Source organism: Bradyrhizobium sp. JYMT SZCCT0428 (assembly GCF_018131075.1).
In the GTDB taxonomy this organism is placed as follows: domain Bacteria; phylum Pseudomonadota; class Alphaproteobacteria; order Rhizobiales; family Xanthobacteraceae; genus Bradyrhizobium.
On record NZ_JAFCLS010000040.1, the window covers coordinates 61,649 to 80,281 of the forward strand.

Sequence of the window (18,633 nt, forward strand, 5' to 3'; positions counted from 1 at the left end):
CCCGGCGCGGAGTGGGCGGGACGAACCCTGTTGGTTGTACTCTGTCGGAGATCAAGTCGTACTATCGAAGCGATCGAGGTTTCCAATCAGCCCAAAAGGGTGAGATTGGTATCTTCTGCCAACGGACTTGTGCTGCAGCCGATGTGCGGGCCCATCGGGCGATGTTCTTCGAAGAGCTATAGCGGATATCTGTCACGAATGGCATAGAACGCAGGCAATCGGCTCCAAGCAATTGCTGCGAGGCGCATCCGAGGCGGACGACCGATTCCTTTCGCCGAGAAAATCCTGAGCACTGCTACAGCTCGCTTCTAGACAGCGGTGGGCTATCTTACGCATAGCTGGACTTGATAAAGTTACATTACATACTGGATAGCAACGAGATATAGTTTGAGAGCCTCCAAAAGATCTGCCTGTGCAAACTGCGCAGCCTCCGATGCGGTCCTGAATTGTACCGATGAAGCGCGGCTTACCGAGGCCAAATCCCAAAGACGACTACTGAAGCGATTGACCGAAAGTGGTCGCTCCGTTAAGGTCAGCGTTGGTCACCGCCCAGGCAAATCACACACCGCTAAGACTGGCAGAGGCCATTTTTTCACGCGGCTGCAGTCGCCTATACCCGGTTGTAGATCAACTTAAAAAAGCCATGCGGAACGCCCCCAATGGTAACGTTCCCGACGGAGATTTTAGCGTCAATCTTCACCTTCCAAAGCCGTTTCCATTTGGGAGTGTCATCGTCGAACTCGAAGCTGATCTCGGTGCCTCCAAGAGACTTCCAACTCCCCGGGTGTTTTACTGCCATTTTCTTGCTGTCCATCCAATATGCTTTTCCGGACTTTCCTGGAAACTTGCCTTCGAAAGTCACAAATCCTTTGAAATCTGCACCAATCTCCAGCTCCCAGGTCCCAATTAGCTTCGATACGTAATGGTCAGCGGCGAGGGATGCACCGGGCGACTCGATGCTTCGCGGGTTTTCGGATTCCACGTGGCGTTTTAGTTTGATAGTGCTTGCTGGGTCGCGTGCCCACATTTTGGTTGGCCCGACGGCCGAGCGCGCCAACCTCAACAGACTCAAACTCATTTGCCTGCTCGGGCCATAGGCGGGGTCGTGATAAACGATAGTTTCCACGGAGGTCCCGACGATTACGCCACAGTGCCCGACCACCATATTTTCGCCGGAGGCCGGCGCGGGCAAAGACATGAAGAACAGGATCGGCCCCCATTTGTTCAACGCTATCTCGACTTCGCTGATCCGGGTAAAATCCTGCGGAAGATCAGACACTAACCTTTCATTTTTCGCGAGGCGTCCCTCGCCAGTCCAACCGCCGCCAACTTCGGTAAGCAATCGATGCGTGCCGTCTTCATTGTTGAGTTCCGGTACCCCGATGCGCTGAGCACTGCCATCCCAATACATGCCGATCATCTTTGCGCACGCATACCAGCAGCCGGTGGGATCCTCTTTTGGGGGACCGTTTGGGAGTTTTGTGGTCTGGCCGTAAAATGTTACGTTTAACATCATTGTCGACCCTCCCATCCTTGCGAAGCCAACTATATCCGTTCAAACTAAAAACGCTCAAGGGGCAGAGTGGGGCTAGCACCAGGTGCATTGTCTTTGCGCAGACAATATGGAAGAGGACTCAAGATTGGCGGCATAACTGTGGCGTAAGCGTCCATTTCTTGCACGTGATTCATTTGAGAGCGGTATGTGGCCGCCAGTTCCAGGGCAAAAAAGTCGTCGAGCCTGCTCATGGGATGGCCGCTGGACGTGCGCTCGAACACGTTCTGGAGATAGGCGAAGGGCTCGACGTCGTTGAGCTTGGCGGTGGTTATGAGGGAGCAGGCCATCGCCCAGCGGTCGGCGCCTCCATCCGATCCGGCCAAGAGGTAGTTCTTGCGGCCGAGGGTGACAGGCCGGATCGCGCGCTCAACGGTGTTGGTGTCGAGTTCGACGCGGCCATCATCCAAGAAACGGCAGAGAAGATTCCAGCGGCTTAAGGTGTAGCGGATAGCGTCGGCAAGGCTGCCGCGCGGCGGGATATGAGCGGAGCTGCCGCTCAAGCCAAGCCTTCATCGCCGTGACCAGAGGCCGCGACCTGGATTGACGGACGCCCTGTCGTGCATCTGCGGTCCGGCCGCGGATGGCATTCTCGATCGCGTAGAACTCGGCGATGCGCCGCCGCGCTTCTGCCGCGACAGGCGAGCCGGAGGCCTGCTGCACCTCATGGAATGCGTCTGGCGTGAGCCCAACACCCTGCGAGCTGGATTCTGTCGCCGCCGCTGAGCCGGTCGAAGCCGGGATAGCCGTCGACATCTACGATGCCGCTGAACGCGGCCAGGTGAGCGACCGGGCGCTCGGCCTTGCGGTCGGGGCTGTAGAGACAGAAGGCCGCCGGCGGCTCGGCCCCGTTCCAGGGCCGGTCGTCGCGGGCATAGACCCACAGCCTGCCGGTCTTGGTACGGCCCCGGCCGGGATCGAGACCGGGATCGGGGTGTCGTCGGCAAACAGCTTCTGCGAAAGCGAACACGTGCTCTGCGAGGCTCTTTTGCCGCGGCTCGAGCCACCAGCAGGCGCCGCCGACCCAGTTCGCGAGGGTGGAGCGGCAGGTGATCGCAGTATTTGGAGACCAGAACGTGGGCGAGCAGGGCATGGGTTGCGAGACCCTTGGCGATCGGCCGTTCGGGGGCGCTTGGTGGATGGTCCAGCAGATCCGGAAGCCATAGCGGGGCCGGCGGATACGGACGACCCGCAGCCGCGCCGGGGCGTGGTCGAGCATCTCGCTCGTCGTCTCGCCGATCAGGTGCAGCGCGCTGCCACAGCAGGGGCAGGCCTGATGCTCGACATCGAGCCGGACGTCCTCGCGGGGGAGGTGCGCCGGCAGGCTCGGCCGCTCGTCTCGGGCCTTTGGGTGTATCAGCGGCTTAGGAAAGCGGTAGGCTGGCTTCGATGCGGGCAAGATCGGTGTTGAGGTCTTCAAGGGCAAGCTGCAGCTGATTGTCATCGAGCCGATCGGCGCGCTGGCCGAACTGGCTGCGCTGGAGCTTCTTGATAATGAGATTGAGCCGCTCGATCTCGGCGTTTGCCTCGCGCAGACTGGCGCGCTCGGCCGCGAGAGCACGCACCAAACGCTGCAGCGTTTCCACATCATCCGGCAGTGCCGCGAGATCGATGTTCATGAGCGTCGGACTCGCACCGTTCCTGCCGACCTGCTTGCTTCATCAAGTCAATCAGTCGCAGCGTCAGCCCGCCATCGCCGGTCGCCAGCGTTGCGCCGGCGCGCACAATCAACGCTTTCGATCAGCAGCGATAGCTGCGCCGAGGTCAGCGAGAGCGTCTCGTCGGGCTTGACGCTCGGCGGCCAGAGAAAGACGCCGTGTTCGAGCCGTTTGGTGAACAGACAGAACCCCGTGCCATCCCAATAGATGATCCTGATCAGATTGGCCCGGAACACGAACAGGTGGCCGGTGAAGGGATCCTGATGCAGCACGCCCTGCACCAGCATGGAGAGGCCGTCGAACCCTTTGCGCATGTCGATGAAGCCAGCGCCAGATGCACCTTTACGTTCTCGTCATCCCACGGCGTCCGCATCGGTGATCTCAACGGCGACAAATGCCGGAAACGCCAGCTCTGGCTTCCATCGACGCAGAACGCGGCCGTCGATACCGTACCGGCGAGCGACCTCAGCGGCACTCGTTCCATCTTGCGCGGCCTGATCGAGAATCTGGCGCTTATCCGCCTCACTGAACCTGCGCCGATGTCCATCACGTGGTCGCGCAACGATTGGGCTTGCCGAACGGGAGGAGGGATAAGCCCCCGGATTTAGGTAGGACTAAAGGGCGGATTTAGCTGCGGACTAAAGGGAGGACTTAGGCCTCGGCGCCGCCAAACCAGCTTGCATCGGGCGGCTGCGGCTCAGCCTTGAAGATCGCCCGCCAGTTGCCGAAGGCCTTGAGCGGGATGCCTCCGCCTCATACTCCTGTCGATTCAAGTCGCTACGCTTCCACGCTTCATGATGCGCCACGCCAGAAAGGCTGCCCCATGCCGATCTATCCGAGCTCCTGCAGTGGACGTAGGAATGCCGCCAATGCGCGAGCCTCGAGCGCTCGGCCGCAGGCCGTTCAGCGGGCTCCACCGGTAGGAAGTAGGGTTGAGCGGACTAGAATTTGGCGTGGCCTGGGCCGCGGAATCCCTGTTCCGTCCACGACAATACCTTCTTGTTCGAAGCAAATTCCCTGTTAGTTACGGCAGGGAATTTGCTCAGCAGACAGTGATTTCTGCCAAGGTCTCCGGTCTCTGAGACGCAAAAATTGTCAAATTCCCTATAAAATTCCCTGTTTGCAGGGAACCCGCTCGGAGACGGGTGCGATCAGCACTGCGTCGCCAGCCAGCCAGTCCTGCATTTGGCGAGCGCAGTCCCGATCGCGGGGCCGCCAAGTCAGTCTGCAATCTGCTATGAGGAGGCAAATTCAAAACGAGCAGGGGGACTCTGGTGCCGGTCCAAAATTTTAAGAGCGCGACCTCGACGTGGCTCGTTTCAAGCCCCTCCTGAAACAGGATCACTGCCTGGACCAGCTTCTCTTTGAAATCGATCCGTGCCAGATCCGATGAAACATTTTTGGTAAACCTTGTGATGTACGCGGCATCCTGTCCCTGCCAGACTGAGAAGTTTCGTTTCCAGGCCAAGGGGTAGTGACTCTCGGACTGCCAGTTGCCGAGCTTCCGGGATGCCGCGTCAATGAGGAAAATGGGTGACGCCGACATAAACGTTCCGATCGGCGCATTTGGATAGCCAAAGCGCTCGCTCACCCCATAGCCTCGCGCTGCCATGTTAAGGACGCCAAGAGTATATTTCATTAGGCGGTACGCCGCGTTCAGCGCATTGAGGTGCTTTGTGCGCGGGAAGAGCGTGAGCCGACCCAGCGCGTCGTGGAGCGGGCGAGCTCGATCTTCGATGATTTTCGGCACGCAGCGATGCGCCTTAACTTCATTCAGGACTATCGCAACCGCGTCGTCCACCGTGGTGAAGCCGGCGACCACGCGCTCAATATGAAAAACCGAATGAGCGCAGCAAGATAGAGACTGCCATATTGCGCGCACAGCATTGGCTCTTAACCGCACCCGCCTCACGGCCCTGAAGCGCATGACGGCGAGGGGCAACAGCAGCGAGGTAGCGGCGGCGGATCAAAGGGTTGCGGTCTCGGTGCATAGCGGTCCTAAGCCAAATGGATTGGACGGTTCAGCGTTGGCGAAGTTGGGCCCTCGTTTGTTCAGCGAGCGGAAGCGTGCGCAGATCCCGCGGGTGCAGAAGCACTATCGCCCCACCCATGTACAATCGTAAGAGCGCTTCGCTTGACGATGCGGTGACAAGGGGACGAATTGCTGCCCGGTTGGTGGTGATCTAGTACAGGTTACACATGCGCGATCCCCGAAAGTGAGTGTCTGGTCGGTTGACTCACGGCAGCACGCTTCAGTCTCTGCCGCCCGGCCTATGGCGAGGTTGTGGACTGCGACGCCAGTGTCCGCTCCTAGCGATAAGACTTACTCATTTCTGCTCGCTTGCCTTCAGTTCGTCGGCTAGCGGCCGCAGGGCTTGCGACATGTCATCGAGGCGCTTTTGCCATTCCGCGCCAGGCATGAAAGCGAGAACGGGCTCGTCGCCGGGCGAGCTCTTTATGTAGTCGGGATCGCGTATGCTATCAGCAATTGCGGCTTCAAGCTTTTTGACTATGTCGTCGGGAACGCCCTTTGGGACGGCAAAGCCGCGCTCCGCTGTCATTATGATCGGGACGCCTGCTTCCTCTGCCGTTGGAACGTCGGGGAGGGCCGGAGAGCGCTTCTTTGACAATATCGCAATGGCGCGGAGTGGCCCCTTATTGCCGCCGAGCAGCTCGGGAAGTTCGCTGAGGCTGACCATCCCGACCTCCAAATGGCCACCCAGAAGATCGGTCCGTTGCGCTGCGGTCCCCCTGTAGGAAATCTCGTTGGGCTCGACTTTGGCGGCGCCCGCCAGCATGCGGATCGCCAAGTGACCGTTCGTACCCGCACCGTTGTGACCGAACGTTACTGAACCTGCCTTGCTACGCAGCGAAGTCAGAACGTCGGCAAGAGTTCCAAATTTGCTTTCCGCGCGCACTACCATCACGCTCTGATCGTCAACTACGCGGGCAACCAATCGTATTTCATCCATGCTATACTGAGTTTTCCTCGTCATCGGAAGGAAGTTGTAGCCAGGCACGTTAACTACACCCATCGCGTAGGCATCGGGCGCGGCGCGAGCAATTGAGGCGAACGCGATCTCTCCACCGGCGCCTGGCTTGTTTAGCACCACGAACTTGGCCTTTCCATCGAGCCGTTTTTCGACGAAAGGCAGTAGCTTGCGCGCCATTACATCGGTTGCCCCGCCGGGCGCAAAACCGATGATAACTTCAATCGGTTTGTCGTCAGGCCATGCTGCCAAGGCTGATCCGCAGGCTGCGACACCGAATGCCGTGACTAGTGCGAAGACTTTCTTATGCATGACAATCCGCCCAATCTTGTTGTTAGCCGGGCACGCCGCCTAGGCGGCCCCACCGATAATTTGTGCGCATATTGTAACCGAATACAGCGAATACAACCGGCGCGACGGCTGCAAGCGCGCGACGCGACCAGCTTTCTTGCGTTGCGGCTTGCGCACCGCGCCGCTGTAGTCGCGCCCAGAGCACGAAATTGCGCGAGTTGATCTGGGTGCGGCCCGGCTGAACAGCGCCGACATCCGCGCCGGTGCGGCGCACGAGGATGATCCTTTTTCCAATAATCGAACCCTGATTATCGTTTAGACGAGATTGCCTCACATTGCCGACTTGCTCTGTGCTGCGAAAATCGAGCCGTACCCTCCAGACCAGTCGGGCGGCACCATACAGGGGCGAGGATCGTGATTTGCCCATTTCGGTCGCTGTCCCCGAATAATCTCACCTGAATGCGGGCTCGGGATCGGATTCGGTGTGTACGGAAACGACTCGCCAGCGGAATACGTATGGAGCAGGAGCGGCCTTCCGCGAGGCGAGAGGTTCGGTTCTGAAGCATGTACCGTTCGGCAGTTGTGGATGGTGATGCTGCCCGCCGGTCCAGCAAGCATTTCCGCATTCGCGGTAGCTACACGCGGAAGATCGGCGTCGCTGATATGTCCAACCCATTTCCCGTTCTTGTCGAAATGGTCGAACAGTTCATTCTCGTGGCTTCCCGGAACGCACAGCAGCGGACCCATCTCCTTAGATGTATCCTGAAGATAGATCCCCATCGTCAAGGGCGAATAGTCCGTGTGAGGCCAAGCTTGGATATCTTGGTGCCACTTCACTTCCTGGCCGGCTTCGGCCCATTTGAAGTTCAGCTTGGAGTGGTGGAATTTGACGTTTGGTCCTAACAGGTCTTCCGCAATGTCAGCCATCAGATCGCTGGAGGCGAATTCCCAGTAGGTCGCATCCTGATCCACAGGGCTCGAGAGCCGCCTCAGTTTGGGCTTTTCCGCCGAGTGACCTGTGTCGAGGTCGAAAACATTGTTGGATTTCGTCACAGACTTGCTCTTCTCGACGAAGGAAGACGTCACCGTCAGGAGCCGATCGATCCAATCCTGCGGAATGATCGAAGCCAGCATCACATATCCCTTGTCGAAATAATCCCGCCGCTGCGCGTCGTTGAGGATCTTGGCTGGACGAGCGAGAATCTGTTCTGGCGTCATGGTCTGGCTCCCAAATTTTTTGATATATCACGATGCTTCAGCGCTGCAGATTTGTCCATATAAGTCCGACCAATTATCAGATATGTGATGGTTTTATCCATCCAGGCCGATCACGAGCGTGATATATCTCAGCCAGTGGTATCGATAAACCAATAGCACCCTGGAGGGGACAGAACCCATGTTCAGACCATTAGTTATTGCGATCGTTGGCGCGGCAATTTCAACGGCGTGCATCGCCCAGGAACCGAAGCCGATACGGCTTGGGGTGCTGAACGATCAGTCGGGTGTCTATGCAGATTTCGGCGGGCGCGGCTCCGTGATTGCCGCCCGGATGGCGGTCGAAGATTATGGAGGGCGTGTTCTGGGCAGGCCCGTCGAGGTGCTCAGCGCCGACCACCAGAACAAGCCGGATGTCGCCGCCACAATCGCGCGGGCGTGGTTTGAGCGCGACAATGTTGATGCGGTGCTGGACCTGACCACTTCCTCGGTCGCGCTTGCCGTTCGCGAGGTTGCCCTTAACAAGAACCGGGCAATGCTGATCGCTTCGGCATCCAGCCCGGAACTGACCGGCAAATATTGTTCGCCGATCACCGTTCACTGGGGCTTTGACGGATATGCAAACTCGGTGGTGGCCGCAAAAGCAAGCGTCGCCGCTGGCCTGGATACGTGGTTTTTTGTCACCGGCGATAATGCCGGAAGCCATGCGCAGGAAGAACAGGCCGCCAGCTTTGTCAAGAAAGCAGGAGGCAAAGTGCTCGGTGCGGTCCGCCATCCGCTCGGAACTTCGGATTTCTCGTCGTTTCTGTTGCAAGCACAGTCCTCGAAAGCCAAAGTTGTTGCTCTCGCCAATGCAGGGGTCGATACGACCAATGCTATCAAGCAGGCCCGGGAATTTGGGCTGGTTGCCGGCGGTCAAACCGTGTTGCCTATGCTTACCTTTATCACTGACGTGAAGGCACTCGGGTTAGACAATGCGGCCGGCTTGCGGTTCACCGACGGCTTCTACTGGGATCGAACGGATGATACTCGGGTCTGGAGCAAGCGCTTCATGTCGCTTAATCAGGGTCGCGCGCCAACAGTTGTCCAGGCGGCCGTCTATACGCTCGCGCTGCACTTTCTCAAATCGATGGACTCAACGAAGTCTGAAGAAGGGGACGTGGTCGTCAAGGAGATGAAAAACGTTATGGTGAACGACGCCCTTTGGAAGAACGTTCGCATCAGGGAGGATGGGAGGAGCCTCAATGACATGTATCTGGTCGAGGTCAAAAAGCCGAATGAATCGCAGGGACCTTGGGATTTCTATCGTATTGTCTCTACAATACCGGGCGATCAGGCATTCCGCCCCCTATCGGAGGGGAACTGCGCAATGATTAAATAGCGCAGCCGACCGAGGTGAAGATGCAGAACCTATACAGTATCGGAAATTTTCCCGCTCCGAAGCTGCAACGCAGCTTGGCGGAGCAGGCCTACGATATTCTTGAGGAAATGATCGTCACCTTGGTACTGCCGCCCGGCGCAGTGCTGAGCGAGAACGAGCTCATCGAGAAGACTGGTCTCGGCCGGACGCCATTGCGGGAGGCGCTGCAGCGCCTCTCCGATGTCGGCTTGATCGATATCGTTCCACGCCAGGGCACGAAGGTGACGGAGATCAATGTCAGCGACCAACTGCTGCTGCTGGAAGTTCGACGTGAACTAGAACGATTGATCGCCACCAGCGCGGCTCGGCGTCGTACGGCTGAACAAAGCTCACTCCTGTCTAACATGGCGGGGGAAATGCGGCGCGCTGCTGCGACAGATGACTATCTTCTGTTCCTGAGAGTGGATAGGGCCTTTAATCAATGCGTCGCGGAGAGTTCTGCAAACCGTTACCTTGTCAAAGCTATTAATCCCATTCATGCGATGGCGCGCCGGTTTTGGTACAAATACTATCGTCCGTACGATCTTCCGATTGCAGCGATCGGTCATGCGGAAATTATGGAAGCAATCGTAGCAGCAGATTCTGCTGCTGCAGGCGCAGCGTCGGATAAATTACTCGACTACGTTGTGGCCTTCACGCGCTCCGTCGAAACACGGGATTAGAAGTCTCTTAACGTCTCCCGAGAAGCGGGTCCGTTAGCGAGGCCGTCCTTCGTTTGTAATCGCATACGTAATATTCAAGATGGTGGCGTAGCTGCATATTGATCTTGCGGTCTCCGACGCGGAGAGTGGCAAGAACGATCGATACGAGCTGAGCCAAATAATCTTCGAAGCTCATGGCGTCGAACGGAAGCATACGCGCGGCAGTCGCATAAGCGGCCCGTTATAGGTTCAGAAAAGAAGGCGCTGGAATGGATACGACACCGGCGGATGGCCCCCTGGGCGGCATTCGCGTTCTCGATCTGACCAATGTGATCATGGGTCCATTCGCGACCCATATCATGGCTGACATGGGCGCCGATGTGATCAAGATCGAAAGCGCAGAGGGTGACTCATTTCGCAGCTATCGCCCTAACCGGCATGACGGCATGGCGGGTAGCTTTCTGCATCTCAATCGCAACAAGCGCAGCATTGCCCTGGATCTCAAGCAGGCTGGCGGCATGGCCGCCCTGCACAAACTGATCGCCACGGCCGATGTGTTCGTGCACTCGCTGCGTCCCAAAGCGATCGAGAAGCTTCGCCTCGGCTATCGCGCTGTCCACGCGATCAACCCAGGCATCATCTACTGCGGTGCCTACGGCTTCGGTGAAAAGGGGCCTTACAAGGACAAGGCTGCCTACGATGACATCATCCAGGCGGGCTCCGGGCTGGCGGCGTTGCACGTGGTTTCCCGCGGCGAGCCAGCGTTCATGCCGACCGTGCTTTGTGACAAGCTATCTGGCCAGGCCATCGCCTACTCAGTCATTGCCGCATTGTTTCAGCGCGAACGCGGCGGAGGCGGTCAGGCGATCGAAGTGCCAATGTTCGAGACTACGGCGGAATTCGCTTACATCGAGCATCTGCTCGGCTTTGCGTTCGAGCCACCGCTCGGTCCGACCGGCTACGTTCGCGTTGTCAGTCCTCGACGGAAACCATTTCACACCGCGGACGGCTATATGTGCATCCTGCCCTATTCAGATCAGAACTGGCGGGATTTCTTCGATTTTGTTGACAGGCCAAAATTCAAGAGCGATGCCCGCTTCTTTCCCTTAACCGAGCGGGCGGCGCATCTCGAAGAACTCTACGAATTGATTGAGGCTGTTGCACCGACGCATTCCAACGCCGAGTGGGTGGCGTTCTGCGATGATGTCAGCATTCCCTGCATGCCAGTGTTAAGCCTTGATCAGCTGCCTGACGACGAGCACATGAAGGCGGTGGGGATGTTCGGTCAAGCCCAACATCCCACTGAGGGCGCGTACAAGACCATCAGATCGCCAGTTTCGTTCAGTTCATCGCCATTCCGTATCCGCCGCCATGCGCCGCAACTCGGCGAGCACACGACTGAAATCCTGAAGGAAATTGGAGTCGAGCCCAATGGGCCGGTGCTTGAAACCATGTCAAAAAAGGTTAGCGAGACAAATGCCTGATAGTGTCACATACGAGCAGAATGGCGGTGTAGTCACTCTCACCCTCAATGAACCGGATACGCGCAACGCACTGTCGCCGGAGATTGTCGATACTCTGGTCGCACATTGCGCTCGGATCAATCAGGACATGTCCGTCTGCTGCGTCATCGTGACGGGCGCTGGCGAAAGTTTTTCATCGGGTGGCAATGTGAAGGAAATGCGTGATCGTACCGGTCTGTTTGGCGGGACACCCGCTGAAATCCGGCGCAGTTATCATCACGGCATCCAGAAAATCCCGATGGCGATGTACGACCTGGAAGTGCCATCTATCGCAGCCGTTAACGGCTATGCCATCGGCGCCGGCTGCGACCTGTCCCTGATGTGCGATATGCGTATCGCCGCCGATGATGCACAGTTCGCGGAAAGCTTTATGCGCGTCGGGCTGGTCTCTGGGGATGGCGGCGCATGGTTTCTGCCTCGTGTGGTTGGTCTTAGTCGAGCTTATGAAATGACCTTCACGGGTAACTTTATCAAGGCGGACCAAGCGCTCGCCTGGGGATTAGCCTCACAGGTGGTCCCGAAAGCCGCACTAATGGATACGGCAATGAAGCTGGCTGCGCAGATTGCATCATACCCGCCGCATTCGCTACGGATGTGCAAGAAGCTTTTGCGGGATTCCGGCGCAATCGGACTGCCGACGCATTTGGAAATCGCCGCCAGCATGCAGGCATTGGTGCAGCACACCGCCGACCAGCACGAGGCTGTGAAGGCGTTTCTCGAGAAGCGAAAACCCGAATTCAAGGGGGCATGATGAGCCGGCGAATCCCAATACGACTGGGACCGTGTCTGTCGCTGAAAAGCCGGAGGGGTCCGTATGCGCGCATTTAGGTTCGAATCCCTGACGCTGCCGCCGAATGCAGAGATGATGCGGAAAAAGGTGCGAGCTTTTCTGGACGACGAGAGGGCGCACGGGCGTTACGCAGCTCATCGCACTTCATGGGCAACCTTCGATCCCGAGTTCAGCCGCCGCGCAGCCACCGCGGGCTTCATCGGGATGACATGGCCAAGGCAATACGGCGGGGGCGAATATTCCAATCTTGAGCGGTTCGTGGTGACCGAGGAGATGCTGGCAGCGGGAGCGCCTGGCGGCGCGCACTGGATCGCCGACCGACAATCTGGACCACAAATACTTAGACATGGAAGCGAACGCGCCCGAGAACTGATTCTCCCGCGCATCGCAGCTGGCGAATGCTATTTCGGCATCGGAATGAGCGAACCTGATTCTGGATCGGACCTGGCGGCGGTGCGCACCAAAGCCGAGAAATGTGAGAACGGGTGGGTGGTCAACGGCGCCAAGATCTGGACTTCCAACGCGCACCGAGTTCACTATTTGATAGTGCTAGCGCGCACCGAGCCGCCCGGTCAGGACCGCCACGCTGGCTTGTCGCAGTTCATCGTCGATACCGCGTCGAAGGGGGTCGAGATCCGGCCGATACTAAATCTGGCGGGCGGGCATGAATTCAACGAAGTCTTCTTCCGGAACTGCTTCGTGCCGGAGGACATGATGATCGGGAAGCCGGGCGAAGGCTGGACGCGCGTAACCGGCGAACTGGCATTTGAGCGTGCAGGTCCGGACCGCTTCATGTCCGACATCAGATTGCTGGTGGAACTTGTCAAGAAAGTTGGGTGCGCGCCGAGCGAGCGGCAGGCGATCGAGATCGGGCGCTTCGTTGCCCATTTTGCGGCCCTGCGCAGAATGTCGTCCTCGATCGCCGGTTTGCTGGAGCGGGGCGAAAGCCCGATCACTGAGGCCGCACTGGTGAAGGATGTAGGGACCGCCTTCGAACGTGAGATTCCGGAGATCGTGCGCAAGCTTTTGCCGGTAGAGGCCAGCCTCGACGATGACGACGAGTATTCGCAAGCGCTTGCTCATGTTTTGCTGCATGCGCCTTCGTTCACGATACGCGGCGGTACGCCAGAAATCCTGCGCGGGATGATTGCGCGCGGCCTGGGCTTGCGTTGAAAGGGATTGCGATGGAGGACATGTCCGTAATTGTAGTCGAACAGGCAGACCGCTTGTTCCAGCAGCACGTCAACAAGAATATTCTGGCGGATGCTGACGATGGCAAGTGGGCCGCTTCTCTTTGGGCGGCGCTGGAAGATGCCGGCTTGCCCTTGGCGCTTGTGCCGGAAGCCGCGGGCGGGGTCGGTCTTGCAGCCAGCGTGGTGGCCAGTCTCATCCGACGTGCTGCCTTTTACTCGGTGCCCCTTCCGCTTGCAGAGACGATGATCGCCAGTCGCCTTTGGGTCGACGCAGGGGGGGACGTCTTGGATGGGGCGGTAACACTTGCGCCCGTCAACCCTCAGGATCGCTTGACCGTCGTTGAAAATGGCAGCGGTGTAACGCTATCGGGCACGGCCCATCATGTGCCATGGGGTGTGCAAGCTCCGACTACGTTGGTGTTTGCCCGAGATGCAAGCGGCAAGGGGTTTCTTTGCCGGGTGCTTTCAGCTCAGCTCCGCCCAAACAAGCCGCGCCGCAACGTCGCCTATGAGCCCCGTGACGAAATGCATTTCGATGGTGTGCAGTTGCATGCGGGCGACGTTCGCCCAGCTCCGGACGACCTGAACAAGGATGGGCTGATGGCCTTCGGAGCGGCGATCCGGGTTCAACAGATGATTGGGGGTATGGAGCGTTGCTTGGACTACGCTTTGACCTATGCCAACGAGCGGATCCAGTTCGGTCGTCCGATCGGAAAATTTCAGGCCATCCAGCATATGCTCGCCGTTGCTGCGGGGCATTTTGCGGCGGCCTCCGCGACGGCCGATGCCCTGTTCGAATCGGAGCGCCTGGGCGACGATGATTTTGCCGTTGCGATCGCCAAGTCTCGTTGCGGCGAAGCCGCCGGACAGGTCGCGGCGGTGTGCCACCAGGTTCATGGAGCCATGGGTTTTACCCAGGAACATCCCCTGCATTTCTCAACGCGCCGGCTGTGGGCGTGGCGCGACGAATGGGGCGCGGAATCCTATTGGCAGGAAAGAGTCGGCCGGAAGATCTGTGCCTCGGGCGGCGAGGGCTTGTGGCCCCTTCTCGCCGATCGGAAGGACTCGACCGTCGCTGCTTAAACGGACGGCGGGGGGCTGAGATAACGCTGCACAACGTCGTGCAGCAACGCGACGATGTCTTTCTCTCGCCGGGCGATTTCATCGAGGACGCCGGATACGGCGACTGTCAAGGCGCGATCGCGCCCGTCGATGCTGTCCGGTAGCGGAACGGCGATGGAACCTGCGCCGGGAGTGACAAGGCCGGTCGAGAAAAAATAACCGTCCTGGCGGGTTTGCCCCACGTTTTTCAGGACTTGATTGATGTCGACCCGTGGCTGCTCAGAGGCTGCTTCGGCATTGGTGCGCATACATAGGGCTCGGATTTCATTATCGGTACACTTCGTCAGCAACGCAAAACCGGTCGCCGACCAGACAGCAAGCCGACGCGATCCCTGCGGCACGTGAAAGCGCATTGCCGATCGCGCCTGAAGCACATGGATATACTGCGAAAAAATGCCGTTACGTGCGGCGACGATTACAGTGTCGCCCGTCTTCTGCGAAATTTCCTCTAGCATCCTGATCAGACTGCCGTTTCGTACAGGCCCCTTGTCCAGCCATGTGCCTAACAACGTCACCCGCGGTGACGGAAGGAAGGTTCGACTTTCTGGCAAGTAATCCATGTAGCCGAGATCAACGAGACAATTCAGCAGAATTGAGGTGGAAGACTGCGGAAACGAAAGCCGTTCCGCAATTTCCGCGACCCGCGCGTCACGTTGAATTTCATCGAAAAACTCAAGAATCCGAAGCACTCGTCCCGCCGATTTGACGGACCCGGTCGCTGGTGGCCCATAGCTTGTCGCCTCGGTCACCTGACCGTTTTGAGTCATTTTGACGCTTTGCTTAGAGGTCTTCATAGACGAAGAGAACCGCAAACCGGAGCCCATTGCAATGACCGTCCAGTGAAGTTTCACGATATCCGCGCCCGGTTCTTCCACGTCATCCGTTCACGTACTATTCGGATATTGCCGATGCTCCAAAACGTGCGGGATCATGTGAGCGATGTTTTCGATTTACGATAATCGCCGCATATTCGGCGGGGCATCCGCGGTCTGTTCAAATTTCCATAACATTCGATAGCCGAATTTCAGCCGATCGACCGATGCTGCTCATGCCAGGATAGGGGCAGAGTTTTTGGGATCTGCTTCAGCTCGATGGTTGCTTCGCCCTCCAAAGCTGCCTTTGTCAGGTCGGGCGGCAGAAATGCCAGCCTCAGTTCTTGGCGGATAACCTTCGGGTGGAGATTGGCTTCTGCAGCGAGCGCTTCGATGGTTGGCTGACGTTCGCTGGAAAGTTCGGCGAGCCATACGTGGGACCGGACGATCGACTTGATGAGCTTTTCATCAATCTTGATGGTCGGCGGAGTATTCACTTCTGTTGAACCCTTTGGTTTTGGAGTCCAGGGAATATCGATCGAGCGCTGTTTTCCTCCCATTGGATTGAGCGCCAACCGGATCCGATTGCTGGACACGGTTATAGTTTCGACCTGATCGAGCTGCAGCTTTTCGCCGAGCGCGGTCTCTACCAAGCCCTCGATCTCAGGCGCCGAGATTCGTGTGACGGAGCCGGCCGCGTGACTGCGCCCGCGCAGCGCGGTGCTGACATAGAAGCGATAGCGGACACCGTTCTTGCTCGAAAAGCTTGGCCCCATCCGGTTACCTTTATCGTCAAAGAGCTTGCTCTGGAGCAGCGCACCGCTCTCAGAAAACTTGACCTTGCGTTTCACGGTATTGGATTTCAGCAATTCCTGCACACGCTCGAAAGTCGGCGGGTCCAGAATTGCGTCGTGCTCTCCTTTGAACCACTTTCCCCCGTGATGGGTTTCTCCAATGTAGATTCTGTTCTTCAGGAAGTAAGCGAGTGGGCCATAAGTGAAGGGTATGCCGCCTTGATATTTTGCGACCTTAGTGCTGCGGCGTTTAGTGACAATCTTTCGGCGATCGAGTTCGGCTACCAGCTTGCTGAACGATCCCAGCTCCAGATAGAGCCTGAAGATCGTCCGAACGGTCTCCGCCTCCGATTTGTCGATAACCAGCTTTTTGTCTTTAGTGGCGTATCCCAGCGGCACCGTGCCGCCGGTCCATTTCCCCTTGCGCCGGCTGGCAGCCACCTTGTCCCTGACCCGCTCAGCTGACAGCTCCCGCTCGAACTGGGCGAACGACAGCAGCACGTTCAATGTAAGCCTACCCATGGACGTGGTCGTATTGAACTGCTGGGTGACAGCCACGAACGAGACCGATTTGGCGTCAAAGGCATCGACCAGCTTTGCAAAGTCGGCGAGGGAGCGAGTGAGGCGGTCGATCTTGTAGACCACGATCACATCGACCTTGCCGGCTTCAATATCGGCAAGAAGCCTTTTCAGGGCAGGGCGGTCGAGGTTGCCCCCAGAGAATGCTGGGTCATTGTACTGCTGGGGCAGAGCCTTCCAGCCCTGAAATGCCTGGCTCTTGATGTAAGCCTCGCAGGCTTCGCGCTGAGCATCCAGCGAGTTGAATTCCTGCTCAAGGCCGTGTTCGGTGGATTTCCGGGTGTAGATGGCGCAGCGAAGGACCTTGGCGTCATTTGCCATCGGGAGTTTCCTGTCGCGCTGAGCGGAGCCCGAAGAAGCGCGGGCCGTTCCATTTCGTGCCGGTGATGGCAAAAGCGATTTCGGAAAGGCTGGTGTAGGTCTTACCGGCATGGACAAAGCCGTCAGCCATCACGGTGACTCGATACGTCTGGCGGTTCCAGGTTCTCACCAGTTCTGACCCCGGCTTGATCCGTTGGGGTAGCTCCAGCCGACCATTGGGCCTTGCGGAGGCGGTTTTCACCATGTGGGCAAGCAACCGCCGGGTGGGGAGGGGAAGGTCGCCGTAGGTGTTCACCTGAATCGTGTGAGCAATGCTGCGGCGGAGCAAGTCGGGACCGAACGCTTTGGGCGGTTCAGTTCGGAACAGTTCGCGGTAGCGTTTTCTCAGGTCGACTATCGGCATCACCGTCAGCCGACCCAGCTCAGCCTCAACAGCTGGGTCGGCTCCATTTGCACCATTGTTGGATTTCATGAGGACGTACCCGATCGGATGATCCGATATATCCTCGCGCCGTCTATCTTCTCGGAGGTGAGGTGGAGCTTCAGCTTCTTCTTGATCACCCCGGCAAAAAACCCGCGGACTGAATGCTGCTGCCAATCCGTTGCCTTCATAACCGCTGCAATGGTCGCACCGGTTTGCCGCCGTAGCAATGCGAGGACGACTTCTTGCTTCGATGCGACACCGGTTGATTTGGTTGATGTTGCTTTCGATGAACTCTTCTTCGATTTAATCGGCTGCGACGTCGAGCCCGCACGAAATTTTCGCGCGATGCTTTGGGATCTTAATTTTGATTTTTTGATAGTCATTTTGACGCTTCCTTATGTTAGCCGGCAACACACGGTGCTGCCACTGACACAAGCCCGCGAATTGTCATGGCGGGCTGGAAGCGAAGAGCGCTGCAACCGATTCCGATTTGGGCGCCTGGAGCAGGAAGCTCATTGCCGAGTGACGCTCTACGGGCAACCAAAGTCCAGCGAATTCTGCGCAATGTTGTTGCTCATCTGAGTCGTTAGGCGGCACGAAAACTTGAACTAATGCCTAATATCCACATGTCCTCGAACCGCGGGCCAAACAAATATTGAATCGAAAAATGCGCAAATCTCCTTTTCAAAGATTTCAAGATTCGATATTCCCTCATGTTAGGGGAGTCCTTTGCGTTCAGTGAGTCCTCCGCGAGATGGAGCCGCCTAGTTGGTGGCCACCGCAGTCCTCGCAACAGGCGTTTTCATCAGTTTCCTTCATCGTGCGCGGTTGGGCGGACCTCGGCAATGCCGTCGTCTCTGCACGGCCTAAGCGCGGTTGAGTACTTTTTCGACTTCTTAGTCGATAAAGAAACGTGTTCGAAAGGAACAAGTCATGAAGGACTCGGGCGTCAATTCAGAAACCCCCGGCAATACAAGGCTCACTAAGAGCAATCTTCGACCCATCGAAATTCAAGTTCAATACCGAGCTGTGACCGAACTCATATTGGACCAGAACAACCCTAGGCAGCATTCGCCAAAACAGGTCAATCAAATTGCAGATAGCATTCGCGAGTTTGGCTTTCTCATACCCATTGTTGTGGATGCAACTGGCAATGTGGTGACAGGCCACGGCCGCGTTCTCGCAGCGAAGTACCTCGGTATGACTGAGGTGCCGCTCATTGAGGTTCGTCATCTTTCTGCGGCCCAGCTAAAGGCATTGCGCATTGCTGACAACAAGCTCGCGTTGAACGCTCACTGGGATGAGCGC

The 18,633-nt window shown here is 57.7% G+C and carries 17 protein-coding genes and 1 pseudogene; 7 read left to right on the forward strand and 11 right to left on the reverse strand.

The genetic code is table 11. The features are described 5' to 3' along the window. Nucleotides 1-610 precede the first annotated feature (610 nt). The 7 genes and pseudogenes from JQ575_RS32085 to JQ575_RS32115 form a co-directional block, all read right to left on the reverse strand. Entirely contained in the window at nucleotides 611-1,516 is a 906-nt protein-coding gene (locus JQ575_RS32085; protein WP_212037182.1) for a papain-like cysteine protease family protein, read from the reverse strand. Nucleotides 1,517-1,685: 169 nt separating this feature from the next. Continuing rightward, nucleotides 1,686-3,171: pseudogene (tnpC, locus tag JQ575_RS32090) on the reverse strand (IS66 family transposase). Nucleotides 3,172-3,218: 47 nt separating this feature from the next. Further along, nucleotides 3,219-3,524 (reverse strand): IS66 family insertion sequence element accessory protein TnpB, encoded by a 306-nt coding sequence (gene tnpB, locus JQ575_RS32095; RefSeq protein WP_249167032.1) that lies wholly within the window; start codon nucleotides 3,522-3,524, stop codon nucleotides 3,219-3,221. Nucleotides 3,525-3,563: 39 nt separating this feature from the next. After that, a complete protein-coding gene (locus JQ575_RS46640) occupies nucleotides 3,564-3,776 on the reverse strand; it encodes a transposase (protein WP_212037198.1) in 213 nt (70 codons plus the stop codon). Between the two features lie 476 nt (nucleotides 3,777-4,252). Continuing rightward, a complete protein-coding gene (locus tag JQ575_RS32105; protein WP_212037183.1) occupies nucleotides 4,253-5,092 on the reverse strand; it encodes a hypothetical protein in 840 nt (279 codons plus the stop codon). A gap of 445 nt (nucleotides 5,093-5,537) precedes the next feature. After that, nucleotides 5,538-6,512 (reverse strand): tripartite tricarboxylate transporter substrate binding protein, encoded by a 975-nt coding sequence (locus JQ575_RS32110; RefSeq protein ID WP_212037184.1) that lies wholly within the window; start codon nucleotides 6,510-6,512, stop codon nucleotides 5,538-5,540. A gap of 309 nt (nucleotides 6,513-6,821) precedes the next feature. Continuing rightward, nucleotides 6,822-7,709 carry a phytanoyl-CoA dioxygenase family protein gene (locus JQ575_RS32115; RefSeq protein ID WP_212037185.1) on the reverse strand — a complete coding sequence of 296 codons (888 nt, stop codon included), beginning with the start codon at nucleotides 7,707-7,709 and terminating at the stop codon, nucleotides 6,822-6,824. A gap of 178 nt (nucleotides 7,710-7,887) precedes the next feature. Between JQ575_RS32115 and JQ575_RS32120 the strand changes: the two genes are divergently transcribed. The 6 genes from JQ575_RS32120 to JQ575_RS32145 all read left to right on the forward strand — a co-directional run bounded on the left by JQ575_RS32120 (nucleotide 7,888) and on the right by JQ575_RS32145 (nucleotide 14,356). After that, the gene (locus JQ575_RS32120; RefSeq protein ID WP_212037186.1) at nucleotides 7,888-9,087 is read left to right on the forward strand and encodes an ABC transporter substrate-binding protein; all 1,200 of its coding nucleotides are present in this window, start codon (nucleotides 7,888-7,890) and stop codon (nucleotides 9,085-9,087) included. 20 nt (nucleotides 9,088-9,107) lie between these two features. Next, on the forward strand, nucleotides 9,108-9,788 hold the full coding sequence (locus JQ575_RS32125; RefSeq protein ID WP_212037187.1) for a GntR family transcriptional regulator: 681 nt from the start codon (nucleotides 9,108-9,110) through the stop codon (nucleotides 9,786-9,788). A gap of 248 nt (nucleotides 9,789-10,036) precedes the next feature. Then, nucleotides 10,037-11,251 (forward strand): CaiB/BaiF CoA-transferase family protein, encoded by a 1,215-nt coding sequence (locus tag JQ575_RS32130; protein ID WP_212037188.1) that lies wholly within the window; start codon nucleotides 10,037-10,039, stop codon nucleotides 11,249-11,251. Then, nucleotides 11,244-12,041 carry a crotonase/enoyl-CoA hydratase family protein gene (locus tag JQ575_RS32135; RefSeq protein WP_212037189.1) on the forward strand — a complete coding sequence of 266 codons (798 nt, stop codon included), beginning with the start codon at nucleotides 11,244-11,246 and terminating at the stop codon, nucleotides 12,039-12,041. Before JQ575_RS32130 ends, JQ575_RS32135 begins: the two co-directional genes overlap by 8 nt. A 63-nt stretch (nucleotides 12,042-12,104) precedes the next feature. Beyond that, complete coding sequence (locus JQ575_RS32140; RefSeq protein ID WP_212037190.1) at nucleotides 12,105-13,253, forward strand: acyl-CoA dehydrogenase family protein; 1,149 nt, start codon at nucleotides 12,105-12,107, stop codon at nucleotides 13,251-13,253. 20 nt (nucleotides 13,254-13,273) lie between these two features. Next, nucleotides 13,274-14,356, forward strand: a complete 1,083-nt coding sequence (locus tag JQ575_RS32145) for an acyl-CoA dehydrogenase family protein (protein WP_249167033.1) — start codon at nucleotides 13,274-13,276, stop codon at nucleotides 14,354-14,356. On the opposite strand, the gene JQ575_RS32150 is transcribed toward JQ575_RS32145, so the two are convergent. The 4 genes from JQ575_RS32150 to JQ575_RS32165 all read right to left on the reverse strand — a co-directional run bounded on the left by JQ575_RS32150 (nucleotide 14,353) and on the right by JQ575_RS32165 (nucleotide 17,708). Further along, the gene (locus tag JQ575_RS32150; RefSeq protein ID WP_312016060.1) at nucleotides 14,353-15,270 is read right to left on the reverse strand and encodes an IclR family transcriptional regulator; all 918 of its coding nucleotides are present in this window, start codon (nucleotides 15,268-15,270) and stop codon (nucleotides 14,353-14,355) included. The genes JQ575_RS32145 and JQ575_RS32150 overlap by 4 nt on opposite strands. A gap of 149 nt (nucleotides 15,271-15,419) precedes the next feature. After that, entirely contained in the window at nucleotides 15,420-16,901 is a 1,482-nt protein-coding gene (locus tag JQ575_RS32155) for a recombinase family protein (protein ID WP_212037192.1), read from the reverse strand. Then, nucleotides 16,891-17,373, reverse strand: a complete 483-nt coding sequence (locus JQ575_RS32160) for a DUF2924 domain-containing protein (RefSeq protein WP_212037193.1) — start codon at nucleotides 17,371-17,373, stop codon at nucleotides 16,891-16,893. The genes JQ575_RS32155 and JQ575_RS32160 overlap by 11 nt, the downstream gene beginning before the upstream one ends. Further along, nucleotides 17,370-17,708, reverse strand: a complete 339-nt coding sequence (locus tag JQ575_RS32165; RefSeq protein WP_212037194.1) for a DUF3489 domain-containing protein — start codon at nucleotides 17,706-17,708, stop codon at nucleotides 17,370-17,372. The genes JQ575_RS32160 and JQ575_RS32165 overlap by 4 nt, the downstream gene beginning before the upstream one ends. 550 nt (nucleotides 17,709-18,258) lie before the next feature. Between JQ575_RS32165 and JQ575_RS32170 the strand changes: the two genes are divergently transcribed. Beyond that, nucleotides 18,259-18,633, forward strand: a 375-nt coding sequence (locus JQ575_RS32170) for a ParB/Srx family N-terminal domain-containing protein (protein WP_212037195.1), incomplete at its 3' end; no start/stop codon positions are given.